The organism is Comamonas sp. Z1 (genome assembly GCF_008121555.1).
Classification (GTDB): Bacteria; Pseudomonadota; Gammaproteobacteria; order Burkholderiales; family Burkholderiaceae_C; genus Comamonas; species Comamonas thiooxydans.
In genome coordinates this window covers 102793-124770 of sequence record NZ_VOQT01000011.1, presented here as the reverse complement: position 1 = coordinate 124770, position 21978 = coordinate 102793, and the positions used below count along the sequence as shown (strand labels likewise).

General features: G+C 64.3%; 20 protein-coding genes. 4 read left to right on the top strand and 16 right to left on the bottom strand.

Annotation, left to right across the window (positions count from 1 at the left end; translation table 11 throughout):
- Positions 1–6: 6 nt before the first annotated feature.
- Positions 7–465 (bottom strand): hypothetical protein, encoded by a 459-nt coding sequence (locus FSY45_RS18655; protein ID WP_012839635.1) that lies wholly within the window; start codon positions 463–465, stop codon positions 7–9.
- A 106-nt stretch (positions 466–571) separates the two neighbouring features.
- On the opposite strand from FSY45_RS18655, the gene FSY45_RS18650 reads away from it, so the two are divergent.
- Both FSY45_RS18650 and FSY45_RS18645 read left to right on the top strand, forming a co-directional pair.
- Positions 572–1078, top strand: coding sequence for an outer membrane protein assembly factor BamE (locus tag FSY45_RS18650; protein WP_148748163.1), 507 nt, complete (start codon positions 572–574; stop codon positions 1076–1078).
- Between the two features lie 321 nt (positions 1079–1399).
- A complete protein-coding gene (locus tag FSY45_RS18645; protein ID WP_148748162.1) occupies positions 1400–2107 on the top strand; it encodes a YitT family protein in 708 nt (235 codons plus the stop codon).
- A 152-nt stretch (positions 2108–2259) separates the two neighbouring features.
- On the opposite strand, the gene soxZ is transcribed toward FSY45_RS18645, so the two are convergent.
- The 11 genes from soxZ to FSY45_RS18590 form a co-directional block, all read right to left on the bottom strand.
- Positions 2260–2589, bottom strand: a complete 330-nt coding sequence (gene soxZ / locus FSY45_RS18640) for a thiosulfate oxidation carrier complex protein SoxZ (RefSeq protein WP_003065807.1) — start codon at positions 2587–2589, stop codon at positions 2260–2262.
- A 186-nt stretch (positions 2590–2775) separates the two neighbouring features.
- Positions 2776–3264 carry a thiosulfate oxidation carrier protein SoxY gene (locus FSY45_RS18635; RefSeq protein ID WP_003065811.1) on the bottom strand — a complete coding sequence of 163 codons (489 nt, stop codon included), beginning with the start codon at positions 3262–3264 and terminating at the stop codon, positions 2776–2778.
- A gap of 159 nt (positions 3265–3423) precedes the next feature.
- Positions 3424–4755: an FAD/NAD(P)-binding oxidoreductase gene (locus tag FSY45_RS18630; protein ID WP_148748161.1), complete on the bottom strand. Its 1332-nt coding sequence runs from the start codon at positions 4753–4755 to the stop codon at positions 3424–3426.
- A gap of 183 nt (positions 4756–4938) precedes the next feature.
- Positions 4939–5961: a YeeE/YedE family protein gene (locus FSY45_RS18625; RefSeq protein WP_057093328.1), complete on the bottom strand. Its 1023-nt coding sequence runs from the start codon at positions 5959–5961 to the stop codon at positions 4939–4941.
- A 188-nt stretch (positions 5962–6149) separates the two neighbouring features.
- Positions 6150–7427 carry an NAD(P)/FAD-dependent oxidoreductase gene (locus FSY45_RS18620; protein WP_003065818.1) on the bottom strand — a complete coding sequence of 426 codons (1278 nt, stop codon included), beginning with the start codon at positions 7425–7427 and terminating at the stop codon, positions 6150–6152.
- Positions 7428–7757 carry a c-type cytochrome gene (locus FSY45_RS18615; protein WP_003065819.1) on the bottom strand — a complete coding sequence of 110 codons (330 nt, stop codon included), beginning with the start codon at positions 7755–7757 and terminating at the stop codon, positions 7428–7430. It abuts the gene before it with no gap.
- 339 nt (positions 7758–8096) lie between these two features.
- Positions 8097–8438 (bottom strand): hypothetical protein, encoded by a 342-nt coding sequence (locus tag FSY45_RS18610; RefSeq protein ID WP_057093325.1) that lies wholly within the window; start codon positions 8436–8438, stop codon positions 8097–8099.
- Between the two features lie 124 nt (positions 8439–8562).
- On the bottom strand, positions 8563–10722 hold the full coding sequence (metG, locus tag FSY45_RS18605) for a methionine--tRNA ligase (RefSeq protein ID WP_057093322.1): 2160 nt from the start codon (positions 10720–10722) through the stop codon (positions 8563–8565).
- A 229-nt stretch (positions 10723–10951) separates the two neighbouring features.
- Positions 10952–12697 carry a sensor domain-containing diguanylate cyclase gene (locus FSY45_RS18600; RefSeq protein WP_148748160.1) on the bottom strand — a complete coding sequence of 582 codons (1746 nt, stop codon included), beginning with the start codon at positions 12695–12697 and terminating at the stop codon, positions 10952–10954.
- A gap of 75 nt (positions 12698–12772) precedes the next feature.
- A complete protein-coding gene (locus FSY45_RS18595) occupies positions 12773–14059 on the bottom strand; it encodes a patatin-like phospholipase family protein (protein WP_012839626.1) in 1287 nt (428 codons plus the stop codon).
- A 93-nt stretch (positions 14060–14152) separates the two neighbouring features.
- Complete coding sequence (locus tag FSY45_RS18590; protein WP_053284206.1) at positions 14153–14722, bottom strand: restriction endonuclease; 570 nt, start codon at positions 14720–14722, stop codon at positions 14153–14155.
- A gap of 123 nt (positions 14723–14845) precedes the next feature.
- Between FSY45_RS18590 and apbC the strand changes: the two genes are divergently transcribed.
- Both apbC and FSY45_RS18580 read left to right on the top strand, forming a co-directional pair.
- Entirely contained in the window at positions 14846–15937 is a 1092-nt protein-coding gene (gene apbC, locus FSY45_RS18585; protein ID WP_003065831.1) for an iron-sulfur cluster carrier protein ApbC, read from the top strand.
- A complete protein-coding gene (locus FSY45_RS18580) occupies positions 15937–16899 on the top strand; it encodes a LysR family transcriptional regulator (protein ID WP_148748159.1) in 963 nt (320 codons plus the stop codon). Before apbC ends, FSY45_RS18580 begins: the two co-directional genes overlap by 1 nt.
- A gap of 6 nt (positions 16900–16905) precedes the next feature.
- Here FSY45_RS18580 and FSY45_RS18575 read toward each other — a convergent pair whose 3' ends face one another.
- The 4 genes from FSY45_RS18575 to FSY45_RS18560 form a co-directional block, all read right to left on the bottom strand.
- The gene (locus FSY45_RS18575) at positions 16906–19212 is read right to left on the bottom strand and encodes a molybdopterin cofactor-binding domain-containing protein (protein ID WP_148748166.1); all 2307 of its coding nucleotides are present in this window, start codon (positions 19210–19212) and stop codon (positions 16906–16908) included.
- Between the two features lie 108 nt (positions 19213–19320).
- Complete coding sequence (locus FSY45_RS18570) at positions 19321–20007, bottom strand: N-carbamoylsarcosine amidohydrolase (protein ID WP_003065837.1); 687 nt, start codon at positions 20005–20007, stop codon at positions 19321–19323.
- A complete protein-coding gene (locus FSY45_RS18565) occupies positions 20004–21089 on the bottom strand; it encodes a 2,5-dihydroxypyridine 5,6-dioxygenase (protein WP_148748158.1) in 1086 nt (361 codons plus the stop codon). Before FSY45_RS18565 ends, FSY45_RS18570 begins: the two co-directional genes overlap by 4 nt.
- A 50-nt stretch (positions 21090–21139) precedes the next feature.
- The gene (locus tag FSY45_RS18560; RefSeq protein WP_003065841.1) at positions 21140–21967 is read right to left on the bottom strand and encodes an alpha/beta fold hydrolase; all 828 of its coding nucleotides are present in this window, start codon (positions 21965–21967) and stop codon (positions 21140–21142) included.
- Between the last annotated feature and the right edge of the window lie 11 nt (positions 21968–21978).

Below are 21978 nucleotides of genomic sequence, written 5' to 3'. Positions count from 1 at the left end.
TCGTTCTTATAGATCCTTGAGACAGATCTGCGCGAACTCCTTGCAGTCGTCCGAGGCCAGCGGCGAATCGACGATCTTGCGCAGCACAGCGGCAAATTCGGTGGCTCCAACCGGGTTCGGGTCATTGCGCTGGAAATCCTCGTCCACGCGCATGGTGCGGTCCAGCCAGCCTATCACCTGCACGCTGGGTTGACGTTCCAGCGACGCCAGCAAGGCCGGGGTGTAGGCGGCCATGGGGTGCTCCTCGATCAGACTGCCGAACGGACCGGGGCCGCCATAGTCCAGTTCGGGATAGGTTTCGATCAGCGTCAGGATATGCGGCAGAACCTGCTCCAGTGCGGCGTCCTGCAGTGTTTCGAGGTGCTCGTAGACGGGATCGATGATCAGCCATTTGTCCTGCTGATCCTGAGCCGCCTGTGCGGCGCTGGTGAATTGGGAAAACAGCTGCTCTATGGTTGTGCTCACTGGGGATAGCTCCGTTTTGACAAGCGTTTGCAAAAGTGGCGCGCGTGCGCGGGTGGCTTGATGTCAGAATTCGCATTCTGTCTGGCAAGCATTGTGATCCAAGCCCATGAATATTTTTTCCCGTGTGACAGCGGCCCTGGCGGCGGCTGCTATCAGCAGCCTGGCGCTGCTGGGCTGCGACGAGCAGAAGATCAAGGAGCTGGAGGAAGGCCTGTCCACCGAGGCCGATGTGCGCGCCCGGTTCGGCGAGCCCGAGCGCATCTGGAACGAGGAAGACGGCTCGCGAACCTTCGAGTACAACCGTCAGCCGGCCGGTGCCAGGAACTACATGATCACCATAGACACTGACGGCAAGATGAGCGCGCTGCGCCAGGTGCTGGCCCCGCATGTGTTTGCCAAGATCGTGCCCGGCATGGAGGAAAACGAGGTGCGCCGCATGCTGGGCAAGCCTGCCAAGATGATGACTTACAAGCTCAAGCAGGAAACCGACTGGGACTGGAACTACATCGATCCGCCCACGCGCGAGATGCAGTTCACGGTGACCTTTGGCGCCGATGGCCGGGTGCTGCGCACGCTCAACCGCGAACGCCTGCCCGACGAGCCGCGCGGCTGATCGCCTGCAAAGCCACCGGATCTCTTCAAAGCCCTGTTTGCGATGGTGCAGACAGGGCTTTTTTGCCTCTGGTCTGGAGAGGGCCTGAATGCTGTGGTGGCGGGGGAGTCGAGATGCTTCTGAATTAATAGCTTTTAGCGCTTTACCGGTAAGCGATGGAAGCCAAAAAGCTTGAAATATTCGACGGAATTGCGCCTGAAATTCCCCTTCGGGATTTGTTGCGTTGCAGCAAATCATGTGCATACAGCATGAGTCCATCCGTAAAATTAAGGGGTTTCCCGGTGTTATCCGCACCGGCTCGTCCCGGTCTTTATCGAGATCATGGGCATCAATCTTGCTGTCTTACCCGACATGTCGACACCGCTATCTTCTTCGGCCAGTTCTGCTCTGGCCGGCCGCATGGATGCCCCCGCTGCTGCTGCACCGGCCACTTCGGGCCTGCGCCATGGCCGCTTCGAGGACGCGCAGGCCCTGTTCACGGGCTCGCTGTTTGTCTCCATCACCATGATGCTGTTTGCGCAGGCGGGACTGCTCACGGGCAGCACGGCGGGCGCGGCCTTTTTGCTGCACTATGTGACGGGACTGCCTTTCGGCGCCATTTTCTTCGTCATCAATCTGCCGTTCTACTGGTTTGCCTGGAAGCGCATGGGCGCGGAGTTCACGATCAAGACCTTTGTCTCGGTTGCCATGCTGGCGCTGATGGCCGATGTGGGCCCGCGCTTCATCCATATCGACTATCTGAATCCGCTCTATGCGGCCGTGGCTGGGGGCTTGCTCATGGGATCGGGTTGCCTGTTCCTCGCACGGCATCATTCCAGCCTGGGCGGAGCCACCATCGTCTCTCTCTACCTGCAGGACCGCTACGGCATTCGCGCCGGCAAGGTGCAGATGATGATCGACTGCACTGTTGTGCTGCTGGCGCTGGCCATCGTGCCGCTGGAGCGTGTGGCGTATTCGGTGCTCGCGGCGGTGATCATGAGCATGTTCCTGTGGATCAGCCATCGCCCCGGCCGCTATCAGGGCAACTGAGGCCTGTCATCCATGATCCATGAAAAAAGCCCCGCTCCGGTGCAAACCGGGCGGGGCTTTTTTATCGCCGGGCCGCCCCAAGATGAAAACGCCGGGGCCGCGGCCACACGTAGTGGGCAAGCGTGGGGCGCCATTTCTCATGGCTCTCGCGATCAGGCGACGCTGATCGTCTTCTGGGCGCTCAGTGTCTGTCCTTGCTCGTCCTTCCACTGCATATTCAGCTCGCCGCTTTCGCGCGCCACAAAGGTGAACTCGATATAAGGGTTCTGGGCAATCGAAATACCTGGCTCCCAGGCAAACAGCAAGGTATTGCCCAGCTTGGCTTCAAAGCGGCTGACGATATTGCGCGGGCGTACCTTGCCCGTGGCCGGGTCGGTGCGCAGACCGCTTTCCATCACATGTTCCATCTGCGCGCGCACGCGCAGCACTTCGCCTTTCTTGGGGTTGGCATTGCTGACCCATACGCGGGGTGGTTTATTCATCAAAATTCCTTTCAGTTCAGGCATCTATCGTGAATGTGGATGCAGCTACGCTCCATACCAGAATTGGGCCTGGGCCAGCAACCGCCGCGCAATGGCCGCCCTGCCGCGCGGGCGGTGTGCCCCTCGGCCACGCAAAGCGTGGCACAACAGAGGGGAAGGGAGCGCAGCGACTCAGGGGGGCCAGATTCACATGCCGCAGCCGCTGGCGGCCACGGTCGTCGCCTGTTTGGCGACCAGCACCTTGCCGCTCTTCATGCGCGCCAGCGCGTGAACAGTCTGCGATTGGGACAGGCGTATGCGCACCGCCGCTTCGGCCGTTCCGGCTGCTGCGGTGAACTGCATGCGGCAGGTCAGCGGCGAGGGGTTGAGCTCGGCCAGCACAATGATCTCCTCGCACCAGTCCTGCTCGGTGATGGGCAGCGTCACCTTGACCTTGACGGGCACGGCGCTGGGGTTGTCGGCCAGCACGGGCACCTCCAGCTGCAGGCCTTCTGCCAGGCCGGGCTTGCCGCCCGTGAACTGCTCCATGGCTTTTCTGAACTCGGCCGGGTTGGGGGCCAGCGGCCCGACCAACGGAGCCTTGGCCTGGGCGAGAGCAGGGGCGGGCAGGGCCAGGCTGGCCCCGGCTGCCGCCGCGCTCAGCACCATGCTTCTACGGGTGGTGTTCTTGAACATTGCTTCTCTTCAATCCAATCAACAAAACTTCAAAACTCGCACCGGCTCCAAGCGAGAGATGCCAAGCAAGAGCCGCCTCGCGGCGGGGGCGCCTAGCAGAGGGCGTCGTCCCCCTCCCGAAGAGAGAGGGGGAAGCGGCAAAGCCGCTCAGGGGGAGATTTAAGTGCCCAGGAAATCACCGAACTTGCCGTTGATCCAGGCAAAGTCTTCCTTGACCAGATCGGAGGTGCGCACATCCATGTCGATCTGGGTCTGGTTGACCTGGCCGCTGGCGTCCACCTCGTATTCGAACTTCACCGAAATTTCCTCCTGAGGGTCGCCGTTGACCATCATGTAGCAGAGGTTGTCGGGCAGCCGGGCCACGACCTCCTTGCCGGCCACGCGCTCGGCAATGTTCCGGGCGACGATCTTGCCGATGTAGTTGGCCACATGGCCGCTCTTGGGATAGTGGCCGAACTGGGGCGAGATCGCGCCCATCAGATCGCCCACAAAGTAGACGCGGTCATCGCTCCTGGCATGGAACAGGCGGTTATGCATATCGGCCCAGCCCGTGGGCTTGCCGGTGGCCGCATCCTTGCCTATCAGGTCTGCCTTCCAGACCATGTCGGCGGCCTGGTGGGGCGGCATGAGGATGGCGTCGTCGAACTTGAAGTCGCCCGCAGCGGTCTTGATCTGCTTGTTGAAGGGGTCCACTTCCTTGACGCCGGCATTGGGCACATGGGTGATGATGTCTGCGTACAACTCTTCGAAAGCCTGCTTGTAGCCCACGCCGATGGGGGCGATCTTGGGCTTGGGGTCGAGGATCAGGATCTTGCCGGGAATCTTGTTCTTCTTGATGTGCCAGGCGATCAGGCAGGCGCGCTCATAGGGCGAGGGCGGGCAGCGATGTGGCGGTGGAGGCAGCGTCATCACCAGCGTGCCGCCCTTGAAGTTCTTGACCTTGCTCTTGAGCGAGAGCATCTCCTGGTTGGGGATGTAGGCGTTGGGAAAGTGGGTGCGCGTGTAATCGATGGCGCGCTGGTCGTTGCCGAACCAGGCCTCGTAATCGTTGCGAATGCCGCCCGAGAGAATCAGGAAGTCGTACTCGATCAGGCCATGGGCCGTGCGCACCAGCTTTTTGTCGCGCTCGAAGCCCGTGACTTCGGTCTGCAGCAGCGTGTAGCCGTATTTGTTGGCCGGGTGCAGCATGTCGCGGTTCACGAAGTCCGTGCCTACTATGTCCACCAGCCATTTGTTGCTCATGGGGCCGGACCAGAAGGTCGGATTGCGCTCCAGCAGCACGACGTCGGAAGCGGGAATCAGCTCGCGCAGATAGCGTGCCGCCGTGAGGCCGCCCCAGCCGCCGCCGCAGATCACGATGCGCGGACCCTTGCCTTTGCGCGGCAGGATGGGCGACTGGCTGCTGATGATGGCGGGTGCAGCCATTGCCGGGCCGGCAGCGGCGCCCAGGGCGAGTGCGGGCGGAGTCCAGAGGAAATGGCGACGTTGCATGAGCATTGCTCCTGTAATGGGAATGGGGCCTGATTCAGGCCTTGGATTCGGGGGAGGGAAGCAAGCTTGGGCGCAGCGCGATGGGATTGCCTCTCAGCCGACACGCGGCACAAGCAGAGCTGGTGGCTGGAGATTCTAGGAGCAGGTCCTGATCCGGAGGTGAATACCCAAGCGAAGCCAGCGCTATTGCTGGCGCAGCAGGCGCAGGCTGAGAAGCGCTCCGAGCAGGATGCCGGCAACGGCCGCAAAGCTGGCCAGCGACAGCGTGGACAGCCCGCTCAGCCCCTGGCCTATGGAGCAGCCTGCGGCCAGCACGCCGCCAATGCCCATCAGCAGGCCGCCACCGGCGCTGGCAGCCAGCCGGCTGGTGGAGTCAAAGCCTTCCCAGCGTGCCGTGCGACTGCCAAAGGCTGCGAGAAATGCGCCGGCGAGCACGCCAGCCGTCAGCGCCAGGCCTATGCCGGGCTCGCGGCCCACGGACAGTTGCAGATAGAGCAGGGTCTCGGCGATCGGGCCGATGAAGCTCAGCGAGGTGAGGCGGGCCGGCTCGAACTCATCGACCCCGATATGCGCAGTCAGCCACCAGCCGGCAGCCACCAGTAGGCCTATGAGCAACGCACTGCCCCACTGCAAGCGGCTTTGACGCAGGCCGGGACGCAGCAGGGCGTAGGCCAGCAGCAGCAAGGCCAGCCCAAGCGTCAGCAGCCATGTATTCAGGGAAGACAGATAGGCGGGCAAGGTGGCCTGGGCCAGAGTGAGGGGGGTGAGGGCCTGCAGCCACAGGCGCAGAGGCGTCAGCACACCCGTCATGGCCAGTTGTGCGCCCAGCGCCAGAAACACCAGGGTGACCAGAGAGCGCAGATTGCCTCCCGCCAGCAGCACCAGAGAGCGTGCTCCGCAGGCGCGTGCCAGCACCATGCCGATGCCAAACAGCAAACCACCAATCAGCACGCCAGCCATGGAAAAGCTGGGCCGCGCAATGGCGGCCTGGCTCAGATCGAGCATTCCCAGAGCCTGCAGCCCCTGGGAGGCCAGCAAGGCCACGGCCAAGGCCAGGGCAAAGGCCTGCAATGCAGGTGCCTGGCCCGCCGCGACTTCGGTATCCAGCCCCATTTGCTGGCGCAGGCCGCGCAGCAGACAGAAACGCCCCAGCCGCGCGGCGACGCCGAAGGCCATGCCTAGCAAAAAAACAGACCACAACAACATATCAGTCGTTCAATAAAGCAGAGGAGGGCGGGTGGCAGAGATTCGCATCCAGCGCATGAAGCGTGAACTTTCGCTCGGGCTGGCGAGCAAGGGCCGCCCCGCAGCAAAGCCAGCGTCCCCCTTCCCGCAAGCGAAGCGCAACGAGAGAAGGGGGAAGGCGCGTTAGCGCCTCAGGGGGATGCCTCTAGTCAACCACCCCAGATATCCGCGCTGATCGCCTTGTACCAGGCTGCGCCGTAGTCGGCCTCGGCCTTGCGGAAGGCGGCATCGCCGTTCAAGGGACTCACGCCGCCGGAGTCTGGCACCTCGATCAGCTTGCCCGCTGCCGTGCGGTAGACGCCGGCCACGGAGATGCCGTAGTCGGCGCCGATCAGGCTGTAGCAGGTGTTGGCAAAGGCCGCCGCAGGCAGGGGCTGGCCGCTCAGCTCGGCGGCAATCGCAGCAGCGGCCACCTTGCCTTGTGTATTGGCGGCAAAGCCGGACTTGGGCATGGGCGCGGCAATCGTGGCGTCGCCCAGCACATAGACATGCTGGACCTGAGTGGACTCAAAGGACTCGGGCTTGACGGGCACCCAGCCACTGGCATTGGTTACGCCGGCGCGGTCGGCGATAAAGCCGGCCTTCTGGGGCGGGATGACGTTGAGCACATCGGCCTTGTGCCTGGTGCCGAACGCAGTTTCCACTTCCAGGTTCCTGGCATCCACGCGCGTGACCTTGCCGTCATCGGCCTGCTTGACCCATTCGATCATGTCGCCATAAAGCGCCTTCCAGCCCTGGATGAACAGACCTTGCTTGGAGAAGGCATCCTTGTCGTCCAGCAGCAAAATCTTGGAGCGGGGTTTGTGCTTCTTGAGGTAGTGCGCCACCATGGCGGCGCGCTCGTAGGGGCCGGGCGGGCAGCGGAAAGGGTTGGCAGGAATGACCATCACGAACTTGCCGCCGTCGGGCATGGCTTCGAGCTGCTTCTTGAGCAGCTGGGTCTGCGCACCGGCCTTCCAGGCATGGGGGGCGAGCTGGGAAGCCGCCTCGTCATAGCCCTCCAGTGCATTCCAGCGCATATCGATGCCGGGCGAGAGCACCAGCTTGTCATAGCTCAGCGCCTGACCGTTGGACAGCAGCACGCGCCTGGAGTCGGTCAGGACCTGGTCGGCACGTGCATGGACCACGTTCACGCCGGCCTTGCGCAGACCGCCGTAACCGTGGCCTATGCTGTCCCAGCTGCGCAGGCCGGCCAGGTACAGATTGGAGAAGGGGCAGGTATAGAAGCGCTCGGCCGGCTCCACCAGCGTGACCTGGATATGCGGCGCGAACTGGCGCAGATAGCGCGCGGCCGTGGCTCCGCCAAAGCCGCCGCCGATCACGACCACATGGGCCGAGGCTGCCTTGGCCTGCACGATGGCGGGCATGGCGAAGCTGGCTGCGCCGGCGGCGGCACCGCCGAGAATTTGACGACGATTGATCTGCATTTACTGGCCCTTCTTGCTGAACCACTGGGCCAGCGCTTTGAGTTGCTCATCGTCGTAGCCCTTGGCCAGACGGGTCATGACGGTGGCGTCCTTGGCGGTGCCGGCCTTGAAGGCCTGCAGGCGCTGCAGCAGATGGGCCTCAGGCAGGCCGCGCAGCTGGGGAATGACGCCCGTGGAGCGGCCGTCCGGGCCGTGGCAGTTGGCGCAGCTGGCAGCCAGCACGGCCACATCCTGCACACGCAAGGAGGTGGCGGCAGGGTTGGCCAGGCTGGGCAGCGGCGCTGCCAGGGCAAAAGCCAGCCATAGCGCAGGGCGCGCTGAAGTGAGCAAGGGTTTCGATCGCATGGGGCCTCCCGTTGTCCCCACGCAAGGCCGCGTGGGGGATTTATGACCTCGATGCCTGAATGTGCGCGGCCTTTGTTATGTGTGGCGAATGTCGAGCATTCTTCTGGGCAGGGGCGGAGCAGGCAGAGCCGATGGAGTCGGATTCTAGGAAGCGGACCGGCTCTGACAAGCTCAATATCCCGGTGGTGTAACAGGAAGTTATTGGTTATTTAGTTATGCGCTGCGCTTGTGCTTGCGGGTGCGCGCCAGTGCATCAAAAAACCGCATTGCGCTATCTGATGTATAGCGCAATGCGGTTTCCTGTGAGCGGATGCGGGTGATTCGTCAGTTTTGCGGCGGCATTCCGTCAGAGGGCGCGGAAGGCGTGGTATTGGCGGACGTTGCCGGCATTTCTGCCGCTGCGGGAGCGGTAGCCGACGGATCGCGGTAGCGAATATTCACGCCGCTGGCATCGGGCTGGTCCTCATCCATCAAGGCGTCAGCGGCCTTGCCCACGCCCTTGCCCACGATCTTGGCCGTGCCGATGGCGGCATCGGCGGCCAGACCCACGGCCCCGGCCGTCACGCTGATGGCAGTGCCGGTGACGGCGATCACGGTGCAGCCCGAGAGCGTCAGGCTGAAGCAAAAAGCCCCCAGGGCCAGGAAGCGCGAGGGTTTGCGGAGCATGCAAAGGGCAGAGCCCAGCTCGGGGACAGCGAGCAAGGGCCTAAGGCGGCCCCGCCGCCCCGCAGCGAGGCTGTCGTCCCCCCAGGGGGAAGGTGCCGAAGGCGACTCAGGAGGGGGCATAGGATCAATGAATCCGCATGCCGGGCATGGCGCCGGGGAAGGGCTCCAGCACATAGATGCCGGGGTGGGCTTTCTCGTCGGCATGGCTGGCGGCCAGCACCATGCCTTCGGACAGTCCGAACTTCATCTTGCGCGGAGCCAGATTGGCCACCATCACCGTCAGCTTGCCCTGCAGCTGCTCAGGCTGGTACATGCTGCTGATGCCGCTGAACACATTGCGGGTCCTGGGCTGGCCGTTTTCGTCCTTCTCGCCCACGTCCAGCGTCAGCTGCAGCAGCTTGGTCGAGCCTTCCACCGTCTTGCATTCCAGAATCCTGGCGATGCGCAGATCGACCTTGGCAAAGTCGTCGATGCTGATGGTCTCGGCCAGCGGCTCGCCGCCGGGGGCATTGGGGTCGATCACGGGCTCGGCCTTCTTGGCAGCCTTCTTCTCGGCCTTGGCGGGTTCGGTGGCGGGGGCGGCCTGGCCCGAACCTGCAGAAGATGGCGCTTCGAACAGGGCTTCGAGCTGCTTGGGATCGACGCGCTGCATCAGATGCTGGTAGATGCCGATCTGGTGGCCTGCGCCCAGGGGTTTGACCACGTCGGCAAAGCTCTCGGGCGGCACGATGAGGAATCGGGCCACTTCGGCGGCCACGCCGGGCAGGATGGGGCTCAGGTAGATGGTCAGGATGCGGAAGGCTTCGATGCAGGTCGTGCACACATCGTGCAATCGCGCATCCATGCCTTCCTTCTTGGCCAGTTCCCAGGGCTTGTTGGCGTCCACATAGCTGTTGACCTTGTCGCACAGCAGCATGATCTCGCGCGCGGCGCGGGCGCTGTCGCGGGACTCGTAGGCGGCGACGATGGCGGCTTGCTGCTCGCGCAGCGCGTCCAGCAGGGCCTGGCCGTCTTCGCTTACCTGACCCAGCCTGCCGTCAAAGCGCTTGCTGATGAAGCCTGCGGCGCGCGAAGCGATGTTCACGTACTTGCCGATCAGATCGGAGTTGACGCGCAGCATGAAGTCTTCGGGATTGAAGTCGATGTCTTCGTTCTTGCCGTTGAGCTTGGCGCCCAGGTAGTAGCGCAGCCACTCGGGATTCATCTTGAGCGACAGGTACTTGAGCGGGTCGAGGCCGGTGCCGCGGCTCTTGCTCATCTTCTCGCCGTTGTTCACGGTCATGAAGCCGTGCACGCAGATCCTGGTCGGCGTCTTGCGGCCGCTGAACTTGAGCATCGCAGGCCAGAACAGGGTGTGGAAGGTGATGATGTCCTTGCCGATGAAGTGGTACTGCTCCAGGTCGGGGTCGGCCATATAGGCGTCGTAGTCTTCGCCGCGTCGGTTGAGCAGTTCCTTGAGCGATGCCAGATAGCCCACGGGAGCATCCAGCCAGACATAGAAGTACTTGCCTGGAGCGTCGGGAATCTCGATGCCGAAATAGGGCGCGTCGCGGCTGATATCCCAGTCGTCCAGGCCTTCGCTGGTCGATCCGTCGGGGTTGGTGCGCACGCCGAACCATTCCTTGATCTTGGCCGCCACTTCGGGCTGCACATGCTTGCCGTTCTGCGTCCACTCGGTCAGGAACTCCACGGCGCGCGGGTCCGAGAGCTTGAAGAAGAAATGCTCGGACGACTTCATCACCGGCGTGGCTCCCGACAGGGCCGAGAATGGGTTGATGAGGTCGGTGGGCGCGTAGACCGAGCTGCAGACTTCGCAGTTGTCGCCGTACTGGTCCTTGGCGTGGCAGCGCGGGCATTCGCCCTTGATGAAGCGGTCGGGCAGGAACATGTTCTTCTCGGGATCGAAGAACTGCTCGATGGTGCGGGTTTCGATGAAGCCGGCCTTCTTCAGGTCCAGGTAGATCTGCTTGGACAACTCGTGGTTTTCGGCGCTGTCGGTGTTGCTCCAGTTGTCGAAGGCGATGTGGAAGCCGTCGAGATACTGCTTGCGGCCGGCGGCGATGTCGGCCACGAACTGCTGGGGCGTCTTGCCGGCCTTTTCGGCGGCAATCATGATGGGCGCGCCGTGGGCGTCGTCGGCACCCACGAAGTTGACCGCATTGCCCTGCATTCGCTGCGCACGCACCCAGGTGTCGGCCTGGATGTATTCCATGATGTGGCCGATGTGGAAGTTGCCGTTGGCGTACGGCAGGGCGGTGGTGACGAATAGTTTGCGTGCGGTCATGAGGAAACAGCTTTCACAGAGAACCCGTCATTCTAGAAGGGCTTGGCACCAGGCTGCGGGCGCGGGTTTTGCGGCGGCGCCCGCCGAGTTCGTTCGGGAACGACATTCGCTTTGCTTTTTATAGCTAATTACATAGTGCACATATTGTTTTCAAGCTGAAAACAATATTAATTCTATGAATATAAAGCGTAAGCAGCTTCAAAATTGGAAGCGATAGCCGGGGCTGCGCTCAGCCCACCGAAGGCCTTTTGTTGCGATACATGTCCTGGTCGGCCACCTTGAGCAGGCTTTGCGCATCCTGGGCATCCCTGGGATACAGGGCTTGTCCCACGGATGCGCCTACGGTCACGGCTTCGCCCTCGGGAATGCCTTGCAGCGTGCCCAGCGGTTGCTGCAGCGCATGCTCTATCTTCAGGCGCACGGCCTGTACCTGCTCCTCGTCGCTGACGCCGCGCAGGATGAGGATGAACTCGTCACCGCCCAGACGCGCCACGACGTCATCGGGGCGCAGCAGATTGCGCAGGCGCAGGCTGATCTCGGCCAGTGCCAGATCGCCGTTGTCATGGCCCCAGCGGTCATTGAGCGGCTTGAAGCGATCCAGGTCCACAAACAGCAGGGCAAACGGGGCGGCCATGCTCTGGCCGGGCAGGGGGCGGGTGAGTGTGGTCAGAATATGCTGCAGTGCGCTGCGGTTGCTGGCCCCGGTCAGTGGATCGGTGAACAGGCTGTGGCGCATGCGGTGGAAATTGTGGGCCAGCTCGCCAATTTCATCGCGGCGCTGCACTTCGATCGGCGTGTCGATTTCGCCCAGGCCCACGCGGCGCACGGCGCGGGTCAGCGAGCGCATATCGTTGGCCACGGCGCCGAAGATGCGGGTGCCGATGACGACGGCCACGACCAGGGCCAGCAAGCCCAGGCTGCCCACCAGGGCCATATGGCGGTAGACGCCGGCCAGCATGTCCTTGTGCGGCACGGCCACCACGGCCATCCAGTCCTGACCGGCTCCATTGCTCAGGCGACGGTAGGCAATGCGAATATGGTTGTGCCTGTCATCTTCGAGCAGGGCCGTGCCGGGGCCGTCGCTGGACAGCGAGGACTGGAAGGCGCCCTGGATTTTGTCGTACACCGCCTGAATCAGCGGGTCCTGGCTGTTGGCGGCGCTCATGCGCTCCAGCTTGCCGTCTTCGCGCCGGTGGATGTTGGGCATGCCGGTGGCGGCGATCAGGGAGCCGTCGGCCTCGATGATGAAGGCGCGGCCATGTTCGCTCAGATGCAACTGGTTGACGAATTCATTGAGTGCGCGCAGCGAAATATCAGTGGCAATCACCCCCTCTAGGCTGCCCTTGCTGGAGAGAATGCGGCGTGCGCGAGTGAGCACCAGGTCCTTGGCGCTGAAGTCGATATAGGCAGGAGTCCAGATCACATCGGCCGACTCCGCCGCAAGCTTGAACCAGGGGCGCTGGCGCGGCTCGAACAGATTGGTTTCGGTGGATTCATAGATCGGCTCGGCATGCATGCTGGCGACCTTGAAGTAGCTGCGGTGCTCGCCGGACTGAGTCTTGAGGCGCAACTGGCCCAGTTCTGGAGCCACTCGCTTGAGAGCAATGCCCTGGCCCGCGATATTGGCATAGTACACATAGTCATTGGGCCGGGTATGCAGCGAGGTCGCCACCCACAGCCGGGAGATCAGGTCGGGAATATGTTCGCGGATATCGGCAGCTACGGGCTGGCCGCTGGGAAACGCAGCCTCCAGCACGGCGCTGGACGGGTGCAGGTGACGATCCACGATCAGCGCGATACGCTCGGCCTTCTCTTCCATAACCTGCTCGGACAAGGCGGACACCGTGTTGCTGCCCGTCCAGTACCAGAGCATGCCTAGGGTCGATGTCAGCAGCGCAATCAGTGCAACAAAAGGCAGGATCAGCGAGAGCTTGAGCGATTTGGAAGCGCGGATGGGCTGTGGGGATGGAGTCACTAGGCGATTGCCGGAAAGATGATGAAGGTCATGCAAAGTGTCTCACGCATCATTTGCCTGGCTCTTTTTGCATCATTAACATTTGTTACATTCTTGAGGCCAACCCAGGAAGGCGCACAGCTCCTCACTTCGAGCCAGTGCGTCTTTGCGGCCCAGTGCTATCAGTTCACGGGTATAGCCTTGCTCAAACAGCAGGTAGCTGGCCAGCGCGCCGTCACGCATGGGGTTGCCCGTGCCTGCGCGCACGCCCAGCGTGGCCAGCAGGGTGCGCACCGGCCGCGGCAGCTTGTCGATGTGGCGTGTGGCAATATCGTCGATGCGCTCGCTGGGGGTGATGGCCAGTACCTCGATAGGGCGCAGCCGGCTGTGAATGCGCTCTGCCGGTGAAATCAGGCTCAGCGTGTGATTGATGCGTTCGGCACGCTCTATGTCCACAGCCAGCGTGTCCAGAAAAATGCTGGACAGCGCGTGCCCGGCCACCTGGGCCAGAGTGGGATAGCTGGCATCGACCTGGGGCTGGCTGCTCACAGGCTCGTGGCGTCTGCCCGCGCCGACGACCAGCAGTTTGCTGGCGCCCAGATGAATCGCTGGTGCCAGGGGCGCAGTCTGGCGCATGGAGCCGTCGCCGAAATGCTCGAGATGTCCGTCCATGGGCAGCGGCATGGCTGGAAATATGAAGGGCAGGGCCGACGAGGCCAGCAGGTGATCGGCGGTCAGCAGGGTCTGCACGGCCTTGCGCTGGTCGCGCACCCAGGGGCTCAAGGCCTCGCGAGTCTGAAAGAAAGTGATGTGCTGACCGCTGCTGTAGCTGGATGCGGTAATGGCCAGGGCGTGCAGATGACCGCTGTCGATGAGTTGTGGGATGCGCTCGAAAGGCATGAGGCCGCTGTTCATCAGGGTTTTGAGCGGAGCATTGTCCAGCAGCGAGCGCGGGCGCATGCGGCTCCAGCGGGCCAGCGCCCAGCCCAGCGACAACAGCGTCAGCCAGCGTGCGCCGCTGCGCAGCACGCTGAGCGAGTCGGCCTTGTAGATTTGCTCGGTATGCATATGGCCCCAGACATGCAGCATGCGCCGCACTGCGCTGTCAAAGGCATCGGCATGGCACGCCAGGGCTGCGACATTGATGGCGCCTGCCGATGTGCCTGCAAGCACTGGAAAGGGATTGGGGCCATGCTGCAGACCGCGAGCGCGGCGCAGCTCGGCGATGGCGGCCAGCACGCCGACCTGGTAGGCAGCCCGGGCGCCGCCGCCGCTGAGCAACAGGCCGGTCTGCCCGATGCTGGAGCTAGGGCCTATGGAGCTCTGCCGCTCTGCTTCGGCAAGACTGGATGGGAGGGTGGGAGAGAACTGCACTGCCGCCATGGCTGCAGTGTGCCCGGATTGGGCCGCGGGCGGTAGGTGGGCCGGGCCATCGAGCGGGCCGGCGGCGGCCCTGGTGACAGTCTGCGGCGGCCGTCAGCTCTTTTTCTGGTTCTTGGCAATCAGCGTGGCGATGGACTTGGCATCCAGCACCACCAATTGATTCTGCGCGGCCCAGCTGGCGGCATTTTCGCCCAGAGGCTGCAGAGCCACGTAAACGCAGAGATCGGCTTTGAGCTTGTGTTGTGCGGCCTGCAGCTCGCGCAGCGGCTCCACGCCATGGGCGGCGGCTTTCCAGCGGCGCGCGCCGACCACGCTGGTCTGGCCGTTGCGCGTCAGCAGCAGGTCGGCGCCGGCCTGGTTCAGGCGCTGAACCTCATAGCCTTCGGCTTGCCAGGCAGTCTGCAACTGTGCGCTGAAGTCGGCCCAGGACTGCTCGGCGATCACCTGCTGAATCTGCTCCAGCCTGGCCGGGCTGGGGGCCCGCAGCTGCCTATAGCAGGCAATGCAGCCGACGACGAAGAACGGGAAGGCTCCCAAAGCGGCAAAAGGCGAAATGTCCTTGGGGAACACCGCCAGCGACACCAGCACCACCGCAGCGCAGATCGCAAAGCTGATCCACCAGCGTGAGCGCATCAGGACTGCAAACAGGGAATTTTCGGCCATCTTCAATTTCACGGGCTGTCTCTCAAATCTTGGGCAAAGGGCTGCATTGTCTCCTGTGCACAGGGGTTGGACAGCTTCGCTAGACTATCCCTCATTGAAGAAACCTCTGGAAAACTAAATCCAATGGCTGTTACAGAACAAGCGCTTCTGAGCGCGCTGGCCACCGTGCTTGATCCGCACACTGGCAAGGACTTTGTGAGCACGCGCGCCCTGCGCAATCTGCAGATTGCCGGTGACGACGTCTCGTTCGATGTGGAGATGGGCTATCCGGCCCAGAGCCTGCAGCCTGCGCTGCGCAGCCAGTTCATCGCTGCGGCCAGGACGGTGGCCGGCGTGGGCAATGTCTCGGTCAACATCACCACCAAGGTGGCCTCGCATGCCGTGCAGCGTGGCGTGCAGCTGCTGCCCGGCGTGAAGAACATCATCGCCATCTCGTCCGGCAAGGGCGGCGTGGGCAAGAGCACGACCACGGCCAATCTGGCGCTGGCGCTGGCCGCCGAAGGTGCCCGCGTGGGCATTCTGGACGCCGACATCTACGGCCCCAGCCAGCCCATGATGATGGGTGTTTCGGGCAAGCCCGAAAGCCATGACGGCAAGACCATGGAGCCGCTGGAGAACCATGGCGTGCAGGTCATGTCCATCGGTCTGCTGGTCAACAACGACCAGGCCATGATCTGGCGCGGCCCCATGGCCACCCAGGCCCTGGAGCAGATGCTGCGCCAGACCAACTGGAAGGATCTGGACTATCTGCTGGTCGACATGCCGCCCGGAACCGGCGACATCCAGCTGACGCTGTCCCAGCGCGTGCCCATGACGGGTGCCGTGGTGGTGACCACGCCCCAGGACATCGCCCTGATCGATGCCAAGAAGGGCATTCAGATGTTCGAGAAGGTCGGTGTGCCGATTCTCGGCCTGGTCGAAAACATGGCTGCCCATGTCTGCACCAACTGTGGCCACGTCGAGCATATCTTTGGCGCCGACGGCGGCAAGAAGATGGCCGGCGAGCAGAACATCGACTATCTGGGGGCACTGCCCCTGTCGCTGCAGATCCGCCTGCAGGCCGACAGCGGCAAGCCCACGGTGGTGGCCGAGCCCGAGAGTGAAGCCGCACAGGTCTACAAAAAGGTGGCGCGCGATCTGGCCGTGAAGGTGGCTCTCAAGGCCAAGGACTTCTCCAGCAAGTTCCCCACGATCACGGTTAGCAGCAATACCTGATGAACCTTCTGACCTCCATGCGTTATCTGGTGGCGCTCAATGAGCACCGCCATTTCGCAAGGGCGGCGCAGGCATGCCATATCACGCAGCCTGCACTATCCAATGCGCTCAAGGCGCTGGAGGATGAGTTCGGTGCCGTCATCGTGCGCAGGGGGCGGTCGTTTGCGGGTTTCACGCCCGAGGGCGAGCAGGTGCTGACTACGGCCCTGGCCATGCTGCGCGCAGAGGAAAGTTTGCGCCAGGAACTGAGTGCTGCCGCAGGAGCACTGCGCGGCCAGTTGCACATGGCAGCCGTGCCAACGGCTATGCCCATGCTCACGCGCTTCGCAGCCATGCTGCGTCAGCGGCATCCCGGCATCATGCCCGTGGTGCTGTCCATGAGTTCGGCCGAGATAGAAACCGGACTCGAGGATCTGTCCCTGGACCTGGCTTTGGGATACAGCGCCAGACTGCCGCGGCGTGGCCCGCGCCTGCAGTCCTGGCTGCAGTACCAGGAACATTACTATCTGCTGTGCCGGGATACACAGTGCGACAGCCGCCCCTTTGCTTTTGGGCCCGAAATCGCCTGGAGCGAGGTGGCAGCCCTACCGCTTTGCCTGCTCACGCCCGACATGCACAACCGCACGGTAATCGACGAGGCCTTCGCTACCGTGCAGCGCGAGGTGCTGCCCGCCATGGAAACGAATTCCGTGCTGAGCCTGGTCATGGCCGTGGCCGAGAGTATCCCAGGGGATGGAGGTGCCATGGTCACCGTGCTGCCAGGCGCCATGGTGGCCACGGTGCGTCACATGCCGGGTCTGATCGCACGGCCGCTGCGATCGCCCGAGCTGGTCACTCCTATAGGCTTCATGACTCAACAGGGTATGGCGCCCACGCGGGCTCTGTTGGCAGCGCTGGAGCTGCAGGCTGATGCCGAGTGGCGCTTGCAGTGCCTGCGGCACGCGGGTGCTCTGAAGGAGTAAACGTGATCAGGCGGGCCTGTCCTGTCCGCATGGGGGCGTGGCGTGGAGCACGGCACGCACCGCATCGGGTGTGAACGGGGCCGCATAGAACCGCCGGCCCGTGGCATCGAACAATGCATTGGCCAGGGCGGCGGGTCCTGGCACCGAGGCTGATTCGCCTGCGCCCATGGGTGGTTCCTCCTGGCGGGGCATTAGCACCACTTCGATGGGCGGCAGATCGCGGAAGCCGATGATGGGGTAGCCACCCCATTCGCGGCTGGCCACGCCATGGTCGTTGAAAGCCACCTTTTCCATCAGGCTGCGGCTCAGCGTCTGTATGACGTTGCCGTGGATCTGATGACGTACGCCATCGGGATTGACCATCATTCCCGTGTCCTGGCCCACGACTAGGCGTTGCACGGCGATGCGTCCGCTGGTGGGGTCCACGGTGATGTCGATGACCCAGGCGGCCCAGGCTGCACCAAAGCCGGGAAAGCGGCTGTGGATGTAGCGCGCATAGGCCACGCCGCGCCCGTGCAGCATGCCGTCGGCGCCGGGCCGGCCCCGGCTTCCCGTGTGATTTTGCTGCCAACCTGCGTGGTGGGCCGTGGCCTCGATCAGCTCGATGGCGCGCGTGTCGTCCAGATTGCGAACGCGGTAGTCCACGGGGTCTGCATTGGCTGCATGGGCCAGCTCGTCGATCATGCAGTCATGGGCAAAGGAGTTGGGTAGGGCCGAGACGCCGCGCAGCCAGGACGAACGCACGATGGGCGCCATGTCATGGCAGGTGATGCGCTGACTGGCGTAGCGGTAGGGCGGCACGGCCGTGCGGTCGCCCATCTCCAGCGTGCGCGGCTGGCCCGGGATGCGGCCCGTGAGCAGCAGGGCCAGCAGTGGTGCGTCGTTGGATGGGTAGCGCACGGAAAAGTCGTAGGCCTGCAGTTCGCCCCGGGCGTCGATGGCCGCGCTCACGTCCATGAGCTGGGCTGTGCCCTTGGGTTCCCACTGGTGTTCCTGCTCGCGTGTGAGCTGCACGCGCACTGGCGCACCCACGGCCATGGACAGCAGGGCGGCGTCGGCGCAGACATCGTCGGCGCAGTTGCGGCCATAGCAGCCTGCGGCTTCCAGGCGAACGATCTCGATGCGCTCTTCGCTCAGTTGCAGCAGTCGGTCCAGGTCGGTGCGCAGCATGTGGGGGTTCTGCGTGCCTGCCCAGAGCTTGAGCCGGCCCTCGCTGAAATCTGCCACGGCGCAGGATGGGCCAATGGATGCATGCATCTGGTAGGGCCAGACATAGCTGCGGCGCAGCACGGTGGTTGCGCCGGCGAAGGCGTCATCCACCGGGCCCTGATCGACCAGGGCGCGCTGCTGGGCCGGATTGGCGCGGATGGCCGAGGTGAGGTCGGACAGATCTGGCGCGGCCGGCACGGCCTTCCATTGCACGCGCAGCGCGCGCATGGCGGCAATGGCCTGTTCCTCGCGGTCAGCGACCACGCCGACAAAATCGCCTTCGGTGACGACCTGCACATTGCCGGGCAGGTGTGCCACGGAGTCGTGGTTCACGGTCACCAGGCAGCGGCCGATGAAGTCGCCGCCGTCGCGGCCCGGATGCGGTGGGCGGATCACGCGGCCATGGCGCATGCCCGGCACGCGCACATCGTGGACAAAGCTGAGCTCGCCCGTGGCCTTGGCGGGAATGTCCACGCGCGCTGCGCCTCGGCCCACCAGCCGGTAGTCGCTGGCAGGCTTTAGCTTCACATCCTGCTCGGAGGGCGCCAGTTGCAGCTGCAGTTGCTGGCCGCGCAGCAGCTCGCCATAGTCGAGCTGGCGGGCATCGCTGCCATCGGCAAAGCGCACCAGGCCTTCGCGCGCCTGCAGATGGTCTGCGGCCACATTCCATTGACGTGCAGCAAGCGCGAGCAGTTGCTCGCGCGCCTGGGCGGCCGCGCGGCGCAACGGCACGGCCGAGATCTGGATGCTGGCACTGGCAATGGTCGGCCCCTGGTTGGGGGCGGCAGCCGTATGACCCAGCACCATGTCCAGGCGGTCCAGCGGCACTTCCAGTTCCTCGGCCACGATCTGCGCCAGCGCCGTGCGTATGCCCGTGCCCAGGTCCACATGGCCATTGAAGGCCAGGGTGCGCCAGCCCTGCGGTGCATCTTCGTCGGCCAGCACGGCGACGAAGATTTCGGGGGTGGACTGCACGTAGTCGGTGGCCGTGCCGGGCTGGCCGGGCGCAGGGCGCGGCGGCGCCACTGGCTGGCGCACCACGAGCAGGGTGTCGGCGCGCGTGAGCAGCTGCGCGTGCAGGGCTTGGGGCTGGGGCAGGTTCATGGGGTGGTGTTCTTCGCTGGCAGGCCATGCAGGCATGCCGGGTGCATGTTATGCACTCTGGGGCCTGCTGTGCAGGGCCGGCACCATAGGCACGTTGGCGCGGTGGGATCAGCCTGCGGCGAGAGCGTCGGTATCGGCGATGGCTTGACTCAGCGGCATCACCGCCGCGTACTTCTGGGCCATGTCGAACAGGTTGGCCTCGTGCGGGCCCTGGGCGCGGTCGCCGCAGCAGTCGGTCACCACCAGCGGGCGAAAGCCCGACTGCATGGCATCGACCACGCTGGCTCGCACGCAGCCGCTGGTCACGCAGCCAGCCACCACCAGGGTCTGCACGCCGCGCTGGGCCAGCCAGGGCGCGAGCATGGTGCCGAAGAAGGCCGATGGCGTGCTCTTGCGCACCACGTACTCGCCCGTTGCGGGGGCTAGCTCGGGGACGATGGCGCTCTCATGGCTGTCTTCCTTGAGTGTCAGCATGCCCGGCACCTTCAGGCAGAAGATGTTGTGGTCGGCATCGTCGTCCGAGAACACGATGCGGCTGTGGGCCACGGGCCAGCCGCGATCGCGCGCATGGGTCAGCAGCTGCTGCGTCTGGGCGATGGCTTCGGGGATGTTGCCCCCGCCGAATACGGTCGGGTCGGCAAAGCCGTTGACGAAGTCGATGATGAGTAGGCCGAAGGGCGCCTTCAGCGGCAGCGGCGTGCCGAAGCCCTGGCGGGCGTAGGCAGAGATGTCGCCCTGCACGCCCTCGGTGGGGATGCTCTGGGTGCCGGTGGTCGGCAAGGTGGTGGCTGTCATGCGATGTCCTTTCCAAGCTTGAACCTTTTGGCGGCGCGCGCCAGTCCTTCCTCGTCCTGCACCACGCCGTGAATGACTGTGGGCATGCCGTCCAGGGTCACCGTGCAATGGCGCATGGGAATGTCGATGTGGCAGGCCGTAGTACGACTACCCCCTGCCTCGTTGTTGGGGCCCATGGACCACAGGAAGTTGCCCTCGAAGGCACGCGCGTCCATGCCGATGTGGGTTTCCTTGTTGTAGTGGGCCAGCATGGACCAGTGGGCGCGTGGCTGCAGGCCCCAGCCGATGTGCGAGACGGCATAGGCCTCGGGGTCCTCGTAGGAGGCCATGTACTCCTTGAGGATGTCCGCCTGAAGGCCGCCGCCGATGCGCGTGACATAGCCCTTTTCGATGACCAACTCGATGGGCTCGGTCACGTAGTCCTTCATGGGCAGAAGGATGTCGCCCCGGTCCAGGATCACACGGCCGTTGCTTTCGCCCTCGTCGGGCCAGGTCAGCACGAAACCGCTGGGCCAATGGTCCCAGCGGCCGGGCTGATCCACGAAGCCGTATTCGCAGATGGCGGGGAAGCTGCCCAGGCGGCAGCGCAGGTCGGTGCCCGCAGCTGAGCTAATGTGCATCTGCCCGGCCGCCTCGATGCGCTTGGACGCGGCCTGCACGCGCGCGCGGTCGCCCTCGGTGGGCACCATGCGGCACAGCACCTCGGGCGGCTCCACAGCCAGCAGGATCTTGGTGCCGGTCTGCAGGATCTCGTGCTGCTCGGGTGAGAACAGCAGGGTCATCAGGTCCAGCACCAGGTCGCTGGCCTTGAGTGCGGCGATGGCGGCGGGGTTGCCGGTCAGCGGAGTCGTGCCCAGGTAGGCCAGGGAGTCGCGGCTCAGCGACTTTTCGGCGTTGACGGGCGGCAAGTCCAGGCGATTGACGCGTGCGCCCATTTCGCTGGAGGCAGCGATGGCGCAGCGCAGCGTCTGCGGGTGCGTGTCGGCGCCCGTGAGCACGGTGACGGTCTGGCCGGCTTCGAGACGGGACAGCGTGAGCACCTGCTTCCAGGCGTGGATCAGATCGATATCGCTGACGGACATGGTCGGCTCCTTGGTGTCGCGATGAAAGGGAAGGGGCGGCGGGCGGGCATTCAGTCCACCCGTGCACCCAGGAAATCGCCCAGGGCCTCATAGAACCCGGCCTCGTTGTCCCAGGGAATCATGTGGCCGGCAGCGGGTACGCGCACATGCTCGGTCTGGGGTGCCAGGCCCTGCCACTCAGTCACGTCCTCACCGCGTACCACGTCGCCGCGCTCGGCCGTGACCAGCAGCAGCGGGTGCAGGATGCGAGGCAGATCGGCATGGATGTCGTCGCGGCCGAAGTCCTCGAAGCTCTGCACGATGGCAGGCTCATGGCAGGTGTGCAGCCATTGGGCACGCAACTGGCGCTGCTCTTCTGTCCAGGTGGGGCAGAAGGCGCGCATGGCTTCGGCGTCCATGCCCAACGTGGCCTGGCGGATGGAGTCCACATACCAGGGCAGGGTGGCCGGGTAGGCGCGGCGGCCCGGGCCGGACACCGGCGGATCGACGATGACCAGGCGCGTGAGCCCGGTCGGCTGGCTGCGCGCGGCGCGCACGGCAATACGTCCGCCCATGGAGTGGCCGACCAACGCCCAGCGCGGCAGTCCCAGAGCCTGGGCGAAGGCGGTCACGTCGGCGGCCTGGGCATCGAGTCCATAGTCCAGGCCCGGGCCGGATGAGGACAAGCCACGGCCGCGCACGTCCAGCACATAGGTGTCGAACTGGCGGCCCAGGTGCTCGGCCACGAAGCCCCATGTCACGGCCGGGCTGGTGATGCCGGGGATCAGGATGACGGCGTCGCGTTGCGCGCGCTCGCCGTCGGCGCCGCCGTAGCGCAGATAGTGCTGGCGTATGCCGTTGGAGTGGACGTTGCCGCCGTAGAGAAGCGTGCTGGTCATGCGGTTTCTCC

Excerpts from the sequence above, each read along its gene's own strand:
- FSY45_RS18575 (WP_148748166.1), bottom strand. The coding sequence starts at position 19,212 with ATGAACCTGCCCCAGCCCCAAGCCCTGCACGCGCAGCTGCTCACGCGC.
- FSY45_RS18630 (WP_148748161.1), bottom strand. The coding sequence starts at position 4,755 with ATGCAACGTCGCCATTTCCTCTGGACTCCGCCCGCACTCGCCCTGGGC.
- FSY45_RS18570 (WP_003065837.1), bottom strand. The coding sequence starts at position 20,007 with ATGACAGCCACCACCTTGCCGACCACCGGCACCCAGAGCATCCCCACC.
- FSY45_RS18625 (WP_057093328.1), bottom strand. The coding sequence starts at position 5,961 with ATGTTGTTGTGGTCTGTTTTTTTGCTAGGCATGGCCTTCGGCGTCGCC.
- soxZ (WP_003065807.1), bottom strand. The coding sequence starts at position 2,589 with ATGAATAAACCACCCCGCGTATGGGTCAGCAATGCCAACCCCAAGAAA.
- metG (WP_057093322.1), bottom strand. The coding sequence starts at position 10,722 with ATGACCGCACGCAAACTATTCGTCACCACCGCCCTGCCGTACGCCAAC.
- FSY45_RS18595 (WP_012839626.1), bottom strand. The coding sequence starts at position 14,059 with ATGGCGGCAGTGCAGTTCTCTCCCACCCTCCCATCCAGTCTTGCCGAA.
- FSY45_RS18635 (WP_003065811.1), bottom strand. The coding sequence starts at position 3,264 with ATGTTCAAGAACACCACCCGTAGAAGCATGGTGCTGAGCGCGGCGGCA.
- FSY45_RS18565 (WP_148748158.1), bottom strand. The coding sequence starts at position 21,089 with ATGTCCGTCAGCGATATCGATCTGATCCACGCCTGGAAGCAGGTGCTC.
- FSY45_RS18620 (WP_003065818.1), bottom strand. The coding sequence starts at position 7,427 with ATGCAGATCAATCGTCGTCAAATTCTCGGCGGTGCCGCCGCCGGCGCA.
- FSY45_RS18580 (WP_148748159.1), top strand. The coding sequence starts at position 15,937 with ATGAACCTTCTGACCTCCATGCGTTATCTGGTGGCGCTCAATGAGCAC.
- FSY45_RS18610 (WP_057093325.1), bottom strand. The coding sequence starts at position 8,438 with ATGCTCCGCAAACCCTCGCGCTTCCTGGCCCTGGGGGCTTTTTGCTTC.
- FSY45_RS18560 (WP_003065841.1), bottom strand. The coding sequence starts at position 21,967 with ATGACCAGCACGCTTCTCTACGGCGGCAACGTCCACTCCAACGGCATA.
- FSY45_RS18590 (WP_053284206.1), bottom strand. The coding sequence starts at position 14,722 with ATGGCCGAAAATTCCCTGTTTGCAGTCCTGATGCGCTCACGCTGGTGG.
- FSY45_RS18645 (WP_148748162.1), top strand. The coding sequence starts at position 1,400 with ATGGGCATCAATCTTGCTGTCTTACCCGACATGTCGACACCGCTATCT.
- FSY45_RS18650 (WP_148748163.1), top strand. The coding sequence starts at position 572 with ATGAATATTTTTTCCCGTGTGACAGCGGCCCTGGCGGCGGCTGCTATC.
- apbC (WP_003065831.1), top strand. The coding sequence starts at position 14,846 with ATGGCTGTTACAGAACAAGCGCTTCTGAGCGCGCTGGCCACCGTGCTT.